The sequence below is a fragment of the Companilactobacillus heilongjiangensis genome (assembly GCF_000831645.3).
Classification (GTDB): Bacteria; Bacillota; Bacilli; order Lactobacillales; family Lactobacillaceae; genus Companilactobacillus; species Companilactobacillus heilongjiangensis.
On sequence record NZ_CP012559.1, the window covers coordinates 2,214,695 to 2,230,538 of the forward strand.

Annotated in this window: 12 protein-coding genes and 1 pseudogene; all 13 read right to left on the reverse strand. The window is 38.1% G+C overall.

Annotated elements, in window-relative coordinates:
• Positions 1–30 precede the first annotated feature (30 nt).
• Positions 31–1,383: an ABC transporter substrate-binding protein gene (locus JP39_RS09940; RefSeq protein WP_041501225.1), complete on the reverse strand. Its 1,353-nt coding sequence runs from the start codon at positions 1,381–1,383 to the stop codon at positions 31–33.
• Positions 1,383–2,213 carry a carbohydrate ABC transporter permease gene (locus tag JP39_RS09945; RefSeq protein WP_041501224.1) on the reverse strand — a complete coding sequence of 277 codons (831 nt, stop codon included), beginning with the start codon at positions 2,211–2,213 and terminating at the stop codon, positions 1,383–1,385. The genes JP39_RS09940 and JP39_RS09945 overlap by 1 nt, the downstream gene beginning before the upstream one ends.
• Positions 2,213–3,154 carry a carbohydrate ABC transporter permease gene (locus JP39_RS09950; RefSeq protein ID WP_041501223.1) on the reverse strand — a complete coding sequence of 314 codons (942 nt, stop codon included), beginning with the start codon at positions 3,152–3,154 and terminating at the stop codon, positions 2,213–2,215. The genes JP39_RS09945 and JP39_RS09950 overlap by 1 nt, the downstream gene beginning before the upstream one ends.
• Complete coding sequence (locus JP39_RS09955) at positions 3,147–4,235, reverse strand: ABC transporter ATP-binding protein (RefSeq protein WP_041501222.1); 1,089 nt, start codon at positions 4,233–4,235, stop codon at positions 3,147–3,149. The genes JP39_RS09950 and JP39_RS09955 overlap by 8 nt, the downstream gene beginning before the upstream one ends.
• Positions 4,236–4,486: 251 nt before the next feature.
• Positions 4,487–5,122, reverse strand: a complete 636-nt coding sequence (locus JP39_RS09960; protein WP_041501221.1) for an NAD(P)H-binding protein — start codon at positions 5,120–5,122, stop codon at positions 4,487–4,489.
• A 9-nt stretch (positions 5,123–5,131) separates the two neighbouring features.
• The gene (locus JP39_RS09965; protein WP_041501220.1) at positions 5,132–5,542 is read right to left on the reverse strand and encodes a cupin domain-containing protein; all 411 of its coding nucleotides are present in this window, start codon (positions 5,540–5,542) and stop codon (positions 5,132–5,134) included.
• A 2-nt stretch (positions 5,543–5,544) separates the two neighbouring features.
• Positions 5,545–5,868, reverse strand: a complete 324-nt coding sequence (locus tag JP39_RS09970) for a carboxymuconolactone decarboxylase family protein (protein WP_041501259.1) — start codon at positions 5,866–5,868, stop codon at positions 5,545–5,547.
• Positions 5,869–6,505: 637 nt separating this feature from the next.
• A complete protein-coding gene (locus JP39_RS09975) occupies positions 6,506–6,952 on the reverse strand; it encodes a MerR family transcriptional regulator (protein ID WP_041501219.1) in 447 nt (148 codons plus the stop codon).
• A 44-nt stretch (positions 6,953–6,996) separates the two neighbouring features.
• Complete coding sequence (locus JP39_RS09980; RefSeq protein WP_082330690.1) at positions 6,997–7,701, reverse strand: SDR family oxidoreductase; 705 nt, start codon at positions 7,699–7,701, stop codon at positions 6,997–6,999.
• A 14-nt stretch (positions 7,702–7,715) separates the two neighbouring features.
• Positions 7,716–10,241: pseudogene (locus JP39_RS09985) on the reverse strand (FtsX-like permease family protein).
• A 10-nt stretch (positions 10,242–10,251) separates the two neighbouring features.
• Positions 10,252–10,953 carry an ABC transporter ATP-binding protein gene (locus tag JP39_RS09990; RefSeq protein ID WP_041501217.1) on the reverse strand — a complete coding sequence of 234 codons (702 nt, stop codon included), beginning with the start codon at positions 10,951–10,953 and terminating at the stop codon, positions 10,252–10,254.
• A 666-nt stretch (positions 10,954–11,619) separates the two neighbouring features.
• Complete coding sequence (locus tag JP39_RS09995; protein WP_041501216.1) at positions 11,620–12,870, reverse strand: MFS transporter; 1,251 nt, start codon at positions 12,868–12,870, stop codon at positions 11,620–11,622.
• 562 nt (positions 12,871–13,432) lie between these two features.
• Positions 13,433–15,379 (reverse strand): M13 family metallopeptidase, encoded by a 1,947-nt coding sequence (locus tag JP39_RS10000; RefSeq protein WP_041501215.1) that lies wholly within the window; start codon positions 15,377–15,379, stop codon positions 13,433–13,435.
• Between the last annotated feature and the right edge of the window lie 465 nt (positions 15,380–15,844).

A 15,844-nucleotide genomic window follows, 5' to 3' on the forward strand; every position in this document is an offset into this window, starting at 1 on the left:
ACATTGACCAATTCAAAAAGACGAAAACGTTTATTTAAAGCCGTTCGCCTTATTCAGAGTAGTTAAATTATCGTTGATATTCTTATCAGCTGTATTTAAAGCAGTCTTAATATCACCGCCATTATAAACTGTCTCCATGGCAACTTCTTCTAATTGACGTGTCAATTGCATACCTTCCATCAAAATACCGGAATTCGAGAAGTTAGCTTTGGCATTAGCTAATTGTTCTCCTGGTACTTTTGATTCAGGACTCTTGGCATATAAGTCCTTTAAGATATCAGTCTTTTGTGAATCTTTGTTAAGAGCTAAGTAACCAGTAGACTTTTGCCATTGAGCTTGAACTTCTGGCTTCAAAGTATACTTGATAAATTCGAAGGCTCCACGTTGAACGTCCTTAGGCTTGTCATTTGAAATCCAAAGGGCTGCCCCACCAATAGAAACACCGTTAGCTTTTTTGCCATCGGGATGTGGGAAGTATGTGATACCTAATTTGTTCTTATTGCTCTTGCTCAATTGACCGATACTTGCTGAAGATTGGATGAAAATTCCAACCTTGTCAGAAAGGAAACCGGCAGTTTGGTTAGCGCCGGCACTGGCACCTGAACCATAATCGATAAAGTCGCTGGCTTTAATATTTTCCTTGATCCAGTTCAAGAATTCAACTGTATCTGGATTATTAATATTAACCTTCGTTGGGTTACCAGTGTGACCATCGTTGTTGTTTGCTAATTGTCTGTTGGCATTAGCTAAAGCTTGTTCTAGGAACCAACCATAAACTTGAACAGTCATACCTTTAACTTTGTGACCTGACTTCTCGTACAATTCTTTGGCAACACGAGTAATGTCACTGTATGAAGGTGAAACTGGTGGTGGTGTAATTCCGTATTTCTCTAATAGAGAGGCATTGAAATACAACACTGGCTGTGAAGTATTGAATGGCATAGCTTGTTGCTTACCACCATTGGCGTAGAAAGCTCTAGCAACGGCAGAAATCTTACTTACATCGTATTTGTCTTCATCAATGAAGTTTTGAACTGGTGTTGTATAACCACTGTGTAACATTTGAGCAGTTGAAATATCAAATGCTTGGAAAACTGCTGGTGATGTACTTGTGTTATGTGTTTGCAGAATCTTTTGAATCGCTTCATCATAAGATCCTTGGTACTTAGGAACAACGCGATACTTGTTTTGTGACTTGTTGAAACCATCAACAACTTTATACAAAGCTTGTTCAGAAGGTCCACCCATTTCGTGCCAGAAAACAACTTGTGTCCGATTATCTTTAACCGCAGATTTAGCTGAAAGAGATTTACCAAACAAGGCAACTAAAACAACTCCTAAAACTAAAATCAACGGGATTGTTAATTTTTTAAATTTCGACATTATTTAACTGCCCCCTCGTTCATACCCGACTTGAAGTAATGTTGACCGACGAAGAGCACAATAATTGTTGGAATAACAATGATAGCCGCACTGGCTTGAATCATTCCCCAGTCATTGAAAGTTTCTTCTGACTTCAATTGCTTCAAACCATTTTGAATAACACGTGAGTTATTACTAAAGGTTGTCAACATTGGCCAGAGGTATTGATTCCAGGCACCCAAGAAACTGTATGCACCAAGCGTAATCATACTGATCTTGTTATATGGCAAAACAATTTTCCAGTAAAATTGGAAATGATTCAAGCCTTCAATATCTGAGGCTTCTTTCAATTCGGCTGGTGTTTGCATGAATGATTGACGAAGCATGAATGTACCAAACGCTGAAGTTAAGAATGGAATAATCAAGGCTCCGAAGTGATCCAATAATCCCATTTGCTTGATTGTGGCAAAGTTAGGGATGATTTCTGCTTCAAAAGGCAACATCATTGTAACTAAGAACAATGTGAAGAATGTCTTTCTAAATCTGAACTTGAGAAATACGAAAGCATACGCACTCATTGAACAGAAGAGTAATTGTGCAAGCATGGTAACTGTAGCAATAACAACTGTATTACCGAGATAACGTAAAATCGGTGTTCTCGTAAAGGCGGCTACATAATTATCAAGTGAAACATTGGTACTGAACATATTACCTTTGGCAATATCCATTGTTGGCAAGAAACTAGTCCAAATACCAATAAAGAATGGTCCCAAGATAATCAAAGCTAATAAGATCATCAAGATATAACTGAAAACACGTTTTAGAACAGCACTTTCATCAAGACTTTGCATTAGTAGTTCACCTTCTTCTCAAGGAATTTGAATTGAAGCAATGTGAAGAAGGCAATAATAACTGTCAAAATGATTGCTTCTGCACTAGATTTAGAATAATTTCCACTGTAAAAGGCATCTTTATAAATTCGGTAAACTAGCATGTTAGTGGCATTTGTAGGACCACCCTTAGTAATCATATCGATTAGACCGAAACTCTTAAATGAACCGATGATAGTGATTGTGGAAACGAAGAACAATGTTGGTGAGATCATTGGAACAGTAATGTGGAAAAATTGGAAGTTTGATGAAGCACCTTCAACGTCGGCGGCTTCATACAAAGTATTTGGAACTGATTGAATAGCACCCAATAAAATTAAGAAAGTAAATCCAAGATTCATCCAAACGGTTGTGATAATAACAGCCCACATGGCACTAGTTGGATTAGTTAACCAGTTCATGACTGGTAAGTTAAACATGCTACTCATTAGAGCAAAGAAACCAGTTGATGGATTAAAAATGAAGAGCCAGAAAATAGCTGCGACAGCTACTGAAACACCCATTGTAACTGAATAAAGTGTTCTAAAAATGGCAATCCCTGGTAACTTTTGACTTGCTAAGTTAGCTAGTAGTAATCCGAGCGCTACGGTAAAGAAAGTTACCGCAAAAACATAAAATAACGTAACAAACATACTAGAAATAAAATCCGGTGAAGAAATTAGATTTACATAATTACCTAATCCCACATAGACAGTCGTTTTACCAAGTGTATTAGTTAAAAAGAGACTGATATAAAGTGTCTTAAGCATTGGATAGAAAACGAATAATCCTAAAACTAATAATGAAGGACCTAAAAAGATAGATGCATAATATTTGTCATTCGCATTCAAACGAAAACTGTGACGTTGTGTGGCTTTAACCTTTTTTTCTGGAACAGCGTCAGTTGTTGAAGTCTTAAGCATTGACTACATCCTCCGCGTTTCTAGTGATATTTACACCATCGCCATTGAATAATAGAACATTGTCAGAAGCAGAAACTTTGATTGTGTCATAAGCTTTGAAATCAGCATCACTGGCAACAACAGCTGCTACTTCCAAATCATTGTTACTCATCTTGGCATAAACAATCTTTTCATCACCTAAGAATTCAATTGATTTAACAGAAGCATTAGCATGCAATTCATCTGTTTGTTCAATCACCAATTCGTTAGGTCTAATACCAATTTTGAAGTTATCAGTTGGTACTTGTTGATCGATATTAACTTCAAAATCATTGTTAACATTTACTTTTCCATTTGAAACTTTCACAGCAGGCAAAATGTTGATTGGTGGAACTCCGAAGAAACTGGCAACGAATTCGTTAGCTGGGTATTTGTAGATTTCAGCTGGTGTACCAATTTGTTGAACTTTAGAATCATGTAAAACCATGATGTGATCAGCCATAGTCATAGCTTCAACTTGATCATGGGTAACATAAATCAGTGTTAAACCAAGTTTTCTTTGGAGTGCATAAATTTCTTGGCGCATCTTGATTCTCAATTGAGCATCCAAGTTAGATAGTGGTTCATCCATCAAACAAATCTTGGCATCACTGGCAACGGCACGGGCTAAAGCAACACGTTGTCTTTGACCACCAGAAAGTTCACGAGGTTTTCTATCCTTTAGAGTTTCAAGGTTAACCATTTTCAAAGCATCATTAACACGAGTTTCAATTTCAGCTTGAGATGTACTCTTTCTAGCTTTCAAACCAAAAGCTACGTTATCCCAAACATTCAAAAATGGGAAAAGTGCATAACTTTGGAAAACCATTGTTAAGTTACGATCCTTAGGTGGCAATCCGTTGACAACTTTATCGTTGATACGAATTTCCCCATCACTGATTGGTGTTAGACCAGCAATCATTCGTAGTAAAGTACTCTTACCACAACCTGATGGGCCAACGATTACAAAGAATTCCCCGGTTTGGATTTCGGCGTTGACATCACTCAAGACCGCTTTCTCTGAATCGTAATTCTTAGTAATATTCGTTAATACTGTAGACATTATCTAATCCCTCCAAATAAGTCATTAGCTATAGTATGGAGACGGGATGTATATATATAATCTATTTAATGTAAAAAAAGCGTAAAAAAAATAGACCATTTTCTCGGTCTATAATTTTGTGATATAAGTTATATTTTCGGAAATTCACAGTTAATTTTAACAATTATTAAATATCAAAATATTGAATTTATCACTTGCTAAAATTTCAAATATCAGTTTATTTTTTAAACAACTAAAACAAACTCACTATTTTAGTAAAATGACGGTTTGTCCCACTCAGTGTTGGGCTCAACTACACCGATATTTTGTTGACCGTAAAGCGATGGCTTTTTAACAATATCTGTAATCAATTGTGCTACTGCCTGACGAGTAACCTGTGTCCCTTTATAGGGCTGACCTTCAGGAACAATTTCATATTTCGTATTATTATCTTGGTCATACAACCAAGTCATTCGTAAAAATGTTACATCTAAATCTGGATCACACAATGCAAATGATGCTTCCTTGATGGCTGTATAATCGCCAATCATCCGTGCATTCCATTCACCAAACTTTCCAGCAACTTCATCAAAAATACCAAGTCCACCGGCTACAATTAATCGTTTAACACCAGCCTGTTTCATTGCAGCAACGATTTTCTTCGATACTGATGTATTGGGAACTGTGGCCAAATAAACGATACCTTGACCTTCTAAAGCTGCTACCAATTCTTCAGTATTAGTCCAGTCGCCATCAATAATTCCTGCTTTATCTTGGAAATTTTTCAAACGACGATTACCATTACGGGCAAACAAGGTTAATTTAGCATCTGTCTGTTCCAATAAATCAGGAATCAAATATCGACCAATTTGACTAGCAGCTCCCAAGATTAAAACTTTTTCTACCATTTTTACCTCTTATAATTTGTTATATTCAGCATCAGTAACTTTCTCAAGCCATTCTGTTGTACCTTTAGTAATTGCAACATGACTGAACCAACTGTCCTTAGTTGCACCGTGCCAATGCTTAACGCCCTCTTTAATAACGACAACGTCACCTTGCTTCAATAATTGAGCTGATTTGCCCCACTCTTGATACCAACCTTCGCCACCTGTAACCAAAAGAATTTGGAAACCATCATGGTGAATGTGCCAATCGTTACGACATCCCGGTTCAAATGTAACGTTACCAACACCAAAGTCGATATTGTCTTCAGGACTTACTAAACCTTTGAGGTAGCTTTGTCCGATAAAGTATTGTGCATATGCATCATTTTTGTCACCAACGAGAAAAACTCCGTCTGTCTTTAATTCTTCATTTTTTGCCATAATTATTTTTCATCCTTCCAAATTTCTTTAGCTCTGTTAAATGCAGACCATGCCTTAGGCCAACCTGCGTAAAATGATAAATGAGTAATTTCTGCAACGATTTCTTCTTTAGTAATACCGTTTTTCTTACCAATTTTTAAATGTGCATCTAATTGTTCAAGGTTACCTGCTGAAATAATACTTGCGATTGTGATTAGAGAACGATCATGCGCAGAAAGTTCAGACTCTTTACTCCAAACTTCTCCGAATAATACATCATCATTTAATTCAGCAAATTGTGGAGCAAAATCTCCTAATAGGTCATGTCCTGCTGTTTGTTTTGCCATAATCAATTCCTCCTTGATGATTTCTATTAAACTACTTAAAGTTAACTTTAAGTCAAGGACAATCTGAATTTTATTTAAATATGCCGCCTCCGGGTGCCAGAGATTTTTCGCCTGCTGTGAGGACCGATCCGAGCCAAAGTACGGTCTCGAATCTCGATTTTGAGCCGAAAACCACGTCTCAAAATCGTCCTGTGTTGTAATGGCTAAAGCCATAACGACACCTTCACTGCTGGTGAAAATCTCTGGCACCCTCCGGCTCAGTCTTAAATTATATTTTAGAATCCTTTGATTGAATCAACTTCAAACGTAACTGACATGGAAGAAATGAATTATGCTTTTTTGATTGTATTAATTCAAAAAAAATAATCGTCTACTTTTCCATAAAGTAAGCGATTATTTTTTATACTATTAATATTTTTAAGATTCAATTTCAAACAAACCAATACATTAGTCAGAGGTTGCGAGGGATTGAGTCAGCAGTGGAAGTGGCGTTAGGCCGGTGAACTTCCGGTCTTACACCACAGGACGTATTTTGAGATTCGCGTACTCTGCGAAGCTCAAAATCGAGGGTCGAGACCGCTCTTTGGCTCGAGCCGATCCCACAGCAGGCTCAATCCCTCGCAACCTCTGACGGCTATCATCTATCCTGCAAATACCCGTGATTCAAGCTTTCCAAGTATTCAGAAAACTGTTCACTATCTTCGATATGACCGCCCATTTTACCCTTGTACCAATCCAACTTATCATTCAGAATAGTCCAACTATCTTGTAATTGTTGAAATTCGACTTCAAAGTTTTTACGAACTTCCTCAAGCAATTCGATTCGTTGATTAATCGTTGAATCGCCTTCAGCACGCAATTTAACATAAAGTTTCAACTGCTCGATTGTCATCCCCGTACTCTTCAAATGTAACAAGAAACGGACCCATCTAGCATCCATATCAGTATAATAACGGACTCCATTATCAGTCCGGTGTGGTTTGATCAGTCCTTCTTTTTCGTAATAACGAAGTGTTGGGCTATTCAATCCGACCAATTCGGAAAAGTCACCAATACGGTATCTTTTTTCAATTTCTACTGGCATTATTTTTCACCTCTACTTAAAGTTGGCTTTAAGTGTAACACCTCTTAGAGGTCAACTCCACCGTCAACTCTCAAGACTTGACCAGTGATAAAGTCGTTTTCCATCAAATAAATATAAGCGGAGGCAACTTCATCGATTCTTGCCACACGACCTAACGGCACATTTTCAGCCACATTATCTTTTTGTTGAGCCAATTGTTTGGAATTCATATCACGCCACAATCCAGTTGGGGTCCAGGTTGGCGATACGGCATTGATTCTGTGATCTGGAGCTAATTCAACGGCTGTCCCTTCAACCATCGTATTAATGGCTTGATTACCGATAATTGCTCCTGAAGCGTCATAAGGATGACCACCGGAACCAGATGTCAAAATAATTGAGCCTTTATTACGTAAATGTTTGCTTGCGATTTGAACTAACTGTAAATTGGCGAAGAATTTATCCTCAATTGCTTCACGAATTTCTGCCATGGGACTATCCAAAAATCCACCGCCCATAGCGCCACCGAGCATCGATACAATGTGGTCAAATGAGCCATATTTATCAAAGAAATGGTTCAACTGTTCCTTATTTTGTGCATCTAATGAACTACCTTGAATGTTTTCCTCATATCTTAATTGATTCACACGTTCTTGATCACGGCCAATGACATAAACATCAGCTTTTTTGTGCTTAGCCATAATGGCAACTTCTTTACCAAAACCTGAAGTACCACCAATTATCAGAACTTTATCGTTCTCTAGACTCATAATACTACCCTCAATCATTCATTCGATTTTAGTGCACCAATCATGTCAATATGTTGCAATTTCTTATGCGTTACAAGCATAACAATAGCTGTGAAAATTATCATCAATAAAGTTGCAACTAAGTAGCCAATCCAGCTGATTGTCAGTGGGAAAATCACCAATTAGGTCGCAGCTTGATTAAGGATATAAGCTGTCAATAAATTACCGACTCCGTAACCAACGATAATCCCAAATATCGTCAAAATAATATTTTCTCTGACAATATACATCGTCACTTCATTGTTATAAAATCCTAAAACTTTGATAGTCGACAACTCTCTAATTCTTTCCGAAACGTTGATGTTGGTTAAATTATATAGCACAACGAACGACAAAACTCCTGATAATAAGATAAAAATCAAAACGATTGGTTTCAATGATGATGACATTTTTGAAACGGTACTCAAAACATCATGCGTATAACTAGTGCCCATCACTTCACCAGAATCCAATAACTTATTAGCCAAATGCTTTCGTTGACCACTCGTCTGGTTCTTCAAATGTAGCAACAAAGTATTTGCGGTTGCCGATTCGCCAAACTTATCTTGATAAACTTCTGGACTCAAGTAGAGAAAATGTCCGATAAAGTTTTCCGTTATGGCGCCGACTTTGACAGTAACTTTCTTGCCACCAGTTGCCGCAACGTTTAGTTTATCGCCTTTTTTAACATCCAACAGTTGAGCTGTCTTCTTTGATAAAATTACGTCATGTTTATTTAAACTAGTCCCCAAATGAACAAATTTATCGAATTTATTTATTGATGTTGGCGTATAAATATTTACATCGTTAACTTGTTCTCCATTAGCTTTCAACTTGGCAGTCGTCGAATTAATAGCTGTACTACTTTGATACTGCCCATTATCATTTAAAACTTGTTTAACTTTCATCAAATTAGCATCGTCATTCAGCTTCACAACCGCTTGATAATCAAAAATCTCACTATATTGACGGTTTCCACTTGCTCCAATAGAATTTTGAATTCCGAATCCTGTCAAAATCAGAGCTGTACCACCGGCAATACCGATAATTGTCATAAACATTCGTGACTTGAATCGGAACAAATTCCGATAACTGACTTTGCTATTGAAACTCAAGTGATTCCAGAGTGGCTTGATTCGCTCCATCAAAATCTTCTTAGCAGATTTAGGAGCTTTCGGACGCATTAGAGCCGCTGGGCCTTCAACTAATTCTTTTCTAATAACGATTACAGCCGCTCCCAAAGTTGCCAAGAGCGAGAAAATCATGGCAATGAGAATGACCCACCACTGCAAACTAACCACCCAATCGAGGGCAATATATTGCTTATAGAGCGCTAGAACAATTCTTGGCAAGCTCTCATTTCCAATCAACGCTCCTAAAATGGCTCCGATTACTCCGGCAGAGATCGCATAGTAATAGTAGTTTTTAGAAATTTCCCACTTCGTATAACCGAATGCCTTGAACGTTCCGATTTCACTTCTGGCCTCTTCAACCATCCGAGTAATTGTTGTGAACGTTATTAAAGCAGCGATTAGGAAGAAGAACACTGGAAAGACGTTGGCAATGGCAGCGATTCGATCTGAACTCTCACCATATGCTGAAAAGCCGGGCATATCATTTCTCGTTTGCCATGTATAACTCGTCTTAGCTTTCTTTAAAACCTTTGCTTTCGCAGCATTCAACTGTACTTGTTGTTGACTGGCAGCTTGCGGATCCATTGCACGTAACTGGTCCAACTGTGCTTGTTGCTGGTCGAATTGAGTTAAATAGTCGGCTGTAACTTCAGTTGTCCGTTGATACTTGCGATTTTTAAACTTCTTCTTTAGTATTGTTAATTTTTTATCAACTGCGTCTTTATAGGCATCGCTGAACGTATTTTTATCCTTCAAAGAATTAAAATGTAAATTCAGCATTGTTGCTACAGACATATCCAGTTGATTTTCCGGAATATACGCAAATAATTGCACTTGTCCATCCGCGATATTGGTTGAGCCACGTGACTGGTTATCAATATATTGTGGCGAATCAGCAAACCCAACTATCTTGTATGACTTTTGGTTTAACCCAGAATCATTAGCAAAATGGAACTGCTGTCCCAATTTATAGCCATACTTGGATTTAGCATTCTTATCCAAAACAACCTCATTATTATGCTCAGGCAAACGTCCACTACGCATGATCAATTGATTCTGCTTGGCAGTTTCATCATAGCCATAGAGCGCAACGGCCACTTTACTTTTACCACCAATAACATACTTGAATTTTGTAGCTTCAACTTGAGCCCCTGGAACTTTTCGAGCTAACTTCAAGTCGGTTTCTGAAAAGCCAGTTGTTGACAACATTTGAATGTCAGATAAATTCTTGTCGGAAACTGTTTTGTCCAACGAATCATTCAAACTCGGACCGGCAGCTTTGACACCAACGAAAATCAAGACACCTAACATGATAATCAAAATAATGGCGATAAATCGTCCTTTGGATTTCTTAATATCGCGCAACATATTTCTCGTTAAAGGACTCATATTTTATCACCTACCATTCAATATCTTGGACTGGAGTTGGATAAGGATTATCTTCAATTGATTGAACCTTGGCATCGTGAATTCGAATCACTCGATCAGCCATTTTTGCCAAAGCCGAGTTGTGAGTGATGACGATAACCGTCTTATTATCAATGTGACTGGCATTTTGTAACAGCGTTAGAACTTGTTTACCAGTTTCATAATCCAAAGCACCCGTTGGTTCATCACACAGCAACAACTTGGGATTCTTGGCCAAAGCCCGAGCAATTGCAACACGCTGTTGCTCACCACCCGATAATTGTGATGGGAAATTATCAACACGATCTCCCAAACCAACTGCCTGCAAGATTCTGGTGGCATCCAAAGCATCTTTAACAATGGCCGAAGCCAATTCAACATTTTCTTTAGTCGTTAAATTAGGAATCAAATTGTAGAATTGAAAAATAAAACCGACATCATTACGGCGATACGTGGTCAATTCACGCTCAGAGAACTGGGCAATATCCGTCCCATCAATAATAACTTGACCCTCAGTGGGAGTATCCATGCCACCCAAAATGTTCAAGATAGTTGATTTACCAGCACCACTAGGCCCTAAAATGACAGTAAGTTTCCCCTTATCAACATTAAAATTCAGATTATTATTAGCAATAATCGTCGTTTCCCCCATGTGATAACGTTTCGATTCATTTCTAACTTCAATGTATGCCATTAGACCCTCACCTTTCTTTGTTACCTACTATTATATAAGAAAACGTATACATCACAAAAAATAAAAAAATATTTTTAGTTTTTTTCCGCTTCCGGGTGACAGAGAAATTTTTTTACCTGTGGTGGGACCGGTGCGAGCCAAGGTCTCGCGCCTCGCTTTGAAGCCTTACCAAAGCCCGGTAAGTCTCCAAAGTCGTCCGTGGTGTAATTGCTAAAGCAATAACGCCACCTGCACCACCGGTAAAAAAATTCTCTGTCACCCTCCAGCTCTTGGTATGCTTGGTTGTATGCTCTCCAATATTGATTTAACTTTAATTCGAATTGTAGAACCAAAAAACTGTAGCAATCCTTTTTATGAGATTACTACAGTTTTTTTGATCAATTAAAATGACGTCATTCAAATAATAGTGTTTTAACACTCCATATATTTTTATATCATTACACTTCAATACAAATAAAAACATCCAACCAACTAGCCGGAGGTTTCGAGGGAGTGAGGTAGCCAGCCGTGGCAGTGGTGTTAGACCGGCGATTTTCCGGTCTTACACCACAGGACGTATTTTGAGATTCGCGTACTTTGCGAAGCTCAAAATCGAGACTTGAGACCTTGGCTCAAGTCGGTCCCACAGCAGGCTACCTCATCTCCCTCGAAACCGGAGGCGGAAAACTAATCAATTTCTTTTTGCAATTCTTTATCGTAATTTCGTGTTGTAGCATTCATAAATACAAAAATGCCACAGACTATTGTTCCCAATCCTGCAATTACAAATAAATTGTTAACGCCAATTTTATCAGCCAATGGTCCGGCAAATATCAATCCTACTGGTCCTGCCAAACTCATTAATGAATTCATAATTCCTAAGACTCGGCCTAACTGTTCTGGCGGATAACTTTGCTGAATCATTGCCATCAACAGTGTATTAAAGAACGGTGTGGCTATTCCGGAAATGGCATTCAAGGCGAAGAACCACAGAAATCCTGTGTAATTTTGTGGTAGAAAGCCACTCATGCCCATCGTGATTCCCATAATGAACATTGACCATATCAACGGTCTGATTCGATCTGACCAATTACCTAAAAATCCGATAATCGTTCCACCAATCAGCGCTCCGACTGAATAAATCATTTCAATGATACCTGCCTGAGCAACTGTACCTTTGAAATATGACATTGTCATTAATGGATACATGCTGACTGCTGGCATAAATAATAATGTGAATACGGTTCCCATTAAAGTCATGTACCACAAGCCTTTTTTCGAACGTAATAAGTCTAATCCGAATTTGGCATCTGCCAATACACGAACTTTTTCATCTGTTTTAGGATATTCTGGGATTTTTACGAACAAGATAATCGTTACCCCGATAATGGCTCCTAAAACGTCAAATAAAATCAATACGGGCATGGAAATGATAGCGAAAAGAAAGGCTCCTAATGCTGGTGCAATGATGTAATTGGCTGATTGAACCATTCCTAATTGACCATTAATTTTCGTCAACTGGTCTTGCGGTACCATTGTTGGCAAAATTGATTGAATCGTTGGCATTTGGAAAGTCTGCACGATAGCTCTAATAACTAATGAAATAAACACTAGCCAAATTGGAAATTCATGTGTCAGAAAGCCTACCATGGCCAATACTATCGCCACTAAAGCCGCAATAATATCAGGTATGATCAACAGTGCTTTCTTGTTAGTTCGGTCGACGTATGGGCCCACAAATGGACTCAACAGAATCATCGGCAACATTCCTAACAATGTCGCCATGCTCAGAACTGTCGCTGATCCTGTCTGTTTGGTCAAATACCAAATAATGGCGTACTGAACAATCATGCTGGTAATCCCTGACAAAAATTGACCGGTTAAAAATAGATAAATATTTCGGCGCCAATTTTTTATTGCAAAAGTTTCTTGTTCCATAAAAATCCCTCCTTTATTTTTGGATTTGTCACAAGCTGAAAAATTTTATCATATTTGTTTTGGGTTATCAATAATTTTATCTTTTGGCGCTCCGGGTGACAGAGAAATTTTTTACCTGTGGTGGGACCGGTGCGAGCCAAGGTCTCGCGCCTCGATTTGAAGCCTTACCAAAGCCCGGTAAGTCTCCAAAATCGTCCGTGGTGTAATGGCTAAAGCCATAACGCCACCTGCACCACTGGTAAAAAATTTCTCTGTCACCCTCCGCTTTGTTCCTTTGCTTCCATGCCTTTTAGACCTTTAAGATCCAAAACCTTTAAATTCAAAACCTTTAAATTCAAAACCTTTAAGTTCAAAACCTTTAAGTTCAAAACCTTTAAGTTCAAAACATAGCCTGGGCTTCGCCTGCGTAGTGCTTTAGAGGAAAACCATTTTGTAGAACCTTTAGTTCAAAAAAAAGACCTCAACAACCTTCTGCGGCTGATGAGATCAATTAATTTTTATAAATTAAATCATGGTGCTAGTTGATTGCCTATTTCAAATATTTTCCAGCTCTGGAGACGGCTTACCAAATATTAATACGTTTATCCGTTGCTAGCCACATTCCGTCTCCTTCTTTGACATCAAATGCCTCAAAGAATTCATCTAAATCTTGTGACATTACGTTTGCCCGCATTGGTTGTGGTGCATGTACATCGGTTGCTAATAAATCTTCGTTATACTCTTGTGTTGCCTTGAACCTCCATGATTTAGCCCACTGGATGAAGAATTGTTTAGGGTCATAGTCTGGTTCTGACTTGGCCGCTTCGATTCCACAGCGCATTCCTCCGACATCGGCAATATTCTCACTTACAACTAGTTTTCCATTAACCTTGCCGCCTGCATAAACGATGCCTTGGAACTGGTCAATCATTTCTTGTGTCAATCCTTTGAAATGTGCGTAATCTTCTTTTGTCCACCAATTATGCATATTTCCATATTCATCAAATTGTGCACCGTTGTTATCGAAAGCATGAGAAATTTCGTGTGCTATTGTTGCTCCGATCCCTCCATAATTTTCGCTGCTTGTCTGCTTCAAGCTGTAGAATGGTGCTTGCAAAATTGCGGCTGGGAATGTGATGTCATTGCGTGTTGGATCGTAACATGCGTTGACCATATGTCCTGGCATTGCCCATTTTGTTCGGTCGACTGGTTTGTGATAATCATCCAAGTTATCTTGTACCAAAACTTTATTCAGTTGGACCATATTGTCATAAAGAGTGGCATTTTCATCAACTTTTAGCTTTTTATAAATTGCTTCAACTTTATCGGGATAACCAACTTTAAGAACAATCTTTTCCAACTTAACGATAGCCTTTTTCTTGGTATCTTCACCTAACCAATCGTTGTCATTGATTCGTTGTTCGTAAATATTAATCATTTTCTTGATCATTTCACGGACATCTGCTTTGGCCTTTTCACCAAAGTATTTCTTACCATAATAAACTCCGACAACTTCGCTAAATGTACGTTCTGCCAAATGATAGGCGTATTTAGTTCTTGTAGGTAATTCTTTGGCACCACTACGAGCCAATTTAAATTCACCATAAATCTGACGGAAATCTTCACTGACAAATTCTGCGTTATCCATCAAATATCTAACAATCATCCACGCCTTGATATTTTCAAAATTATCGTCATTAACAAGCTTATTTAGATTGTCCATATATCTTGGCTGTACAACGATAACTTTTTCTGGAGTTGCCTTGATTTCATCGGTAACCCAAGTCTTCAAGTCCAAAGTATCTGACTTAGCGCCAAAATCATTAAATTCATAAGGGTTATAAATTTCGGTATATTCAGCCCATTCTTCCGCTGTCTTTACAACTGGAACCAACAAGTTATCAAAGGCTGAAGCTTTCTTCACAGTATCTTTGGCATCTGCATCGCTGTATCCCAATTTTTCCAATAATTTAGTAGCGACGTCGACATATTTAGCCAACAATTTATGACCAAATTCATTGTCTTCGTCATAGTAAGATTTGTCAGGCAAGAATAAATCGGCACCATTCACAAAGACAACGTTTTTAGCGGTATTTTTCATATCGGCTTCAACGAACATTTCTAATGGCAAAATAAAATTATCTTTACTCAAGCTGGCAAAATTTTTACTCAAATCATTTACTGAACTCAATGCTTTGATACGATCAATATCCTTCAAAATGGAGTTATTTTGTACCATTTGAGAAGTTTCTTCATTGTTAGCTACTCGATATAGTTTGATGGCTTGCAAAAGTTCTGAGTCATTAATTGAACTATCATCTTTAGCAAAATCGTGGAATTCCTGCATGAGATTCTTTTCAATCTCCAATTCCAAATCAACGGAAGCTCCGGCACTGGATTTATCAGCTGGAATCTCAGCTTTTTCCTGCCACTTACCATTAACTGCTAGATATAGATTGTCTTTATAATCAGTTGGTTTTGTATCAAGTGCCAAATCCCCGGCACCACCAATAATTTTATTAATTCTCAATTAATTCACCGCCACAACTTATTTTGTATTTCTATGGTACTCTTCTAATTTAATTAGAGCAATTATAATATTAAGAAATGTTGTTTATATATTGCCGCCTCCGGTTGGTAGAGAAATTTGGTCTGCTGTGAGGAACGGCCCGAGCCAAAGTGCGGTCTCGGGCCTCGCTTTTGAGCCGAAACCCGCGTCTCAAAAGTCGTCCTTGTATTGCAAGAACTTCGTTCTTACAATACATTTCACTGCGGACCAATTTCTCTACCAACCTCCAGCTAAGTTTACTTTTAGAATTGAATATTACGCAAATCATTAGCTTCTTTTATACAAATACTCAATATATTATGTAATTAATTTTGATTTAGGACTATTCCGCTCTTCAAATACAGCAACACAATCTTAATTAGGGAAAAGGCAGCGGCATAAAAAAAGGGGGGCTGTGACATAACTATTTTTACCTTAAACATGCGG

Bases quoted from the DNA above. Each gene is read 5' to 3' on its own strand.
- JP39_RS09940 (WP_041501225.1), bottom strand. From the start codon at position 1,383: ATGTCGAAATTTAAAAAATTAACAATCCCGTTGATTTTAGTTTTAGGA.
- JP39_RS09945 (WP_041501224.1), bottom strand. From the start codon at position 2,213: ATGCAAAGTCTTGATGAAAGTGCTGTTCTAAAACGTGTTTTCAGTTAT.
- JP39_RS09950 (WP_041501223.1), bottom strand. From the start codon at position 3,154: ATGCTTAAGACTTCAACAACTGACGCTGTTCCAGAAAAAAAGGTTAAA.
- JP39_RS09955 (WP_041501222.1), bottom strand. From the start codon at position 4,235: ATGTCTACAGTATTAACGAATATTACTAAGAATTACGATTCAGAGAAA.
- JP39_RS09960 (WP_041501221.1), bottom strand. From the start codon at position 5,122: ATGGTAGAAAAAGTTTTAATCTTGGGAGCTGCTAGTCAAATTGGTCGA.
- JP39_RS09965 (WP_041501220.1), bottom strand. From the start codon at position 5,542: ATGGCAAAAAATGAAGAATTAAAGACAGACGGAGTTTTTCTCGTTGGT.
- JP39_RS09970 (WP_041501259.1), bottom strand. From the start codon at position 5,868: ATGGCAAAACAAACAGCAGGACATGACCTATTAGGAGATTTTGCTCCA.
- JP39_RS09975 (WP_041501219.1), bottom strand. From the start codon at position 6,952: ATGCCAGTAGAAATTGAAAAAAGATACCGTATTGGTGACTTTTCCGAA.
- JP39_RS09980 (WP_082330690.1), bottom strand. From the start codon at position 7,701: ATGAGTCTAGAGAACGATAAAGTTCTGATAATTGGTGGTACTTCAGGT.
- JP39_RS09990 (WP_041501217.1), bottom strand. From the start codon at position 10,953: ATGGCATACATTGAAGTTAGAAATGAATCGAAACGTTATCACATGGGG.
- JP39_RS09995 (WP_041501216.1), bottom strand. From the start codon at position 12,870: ATGGAACAAGAAACTTTTGCAATAAAAAATTGGCGCCGAAATATTTAT.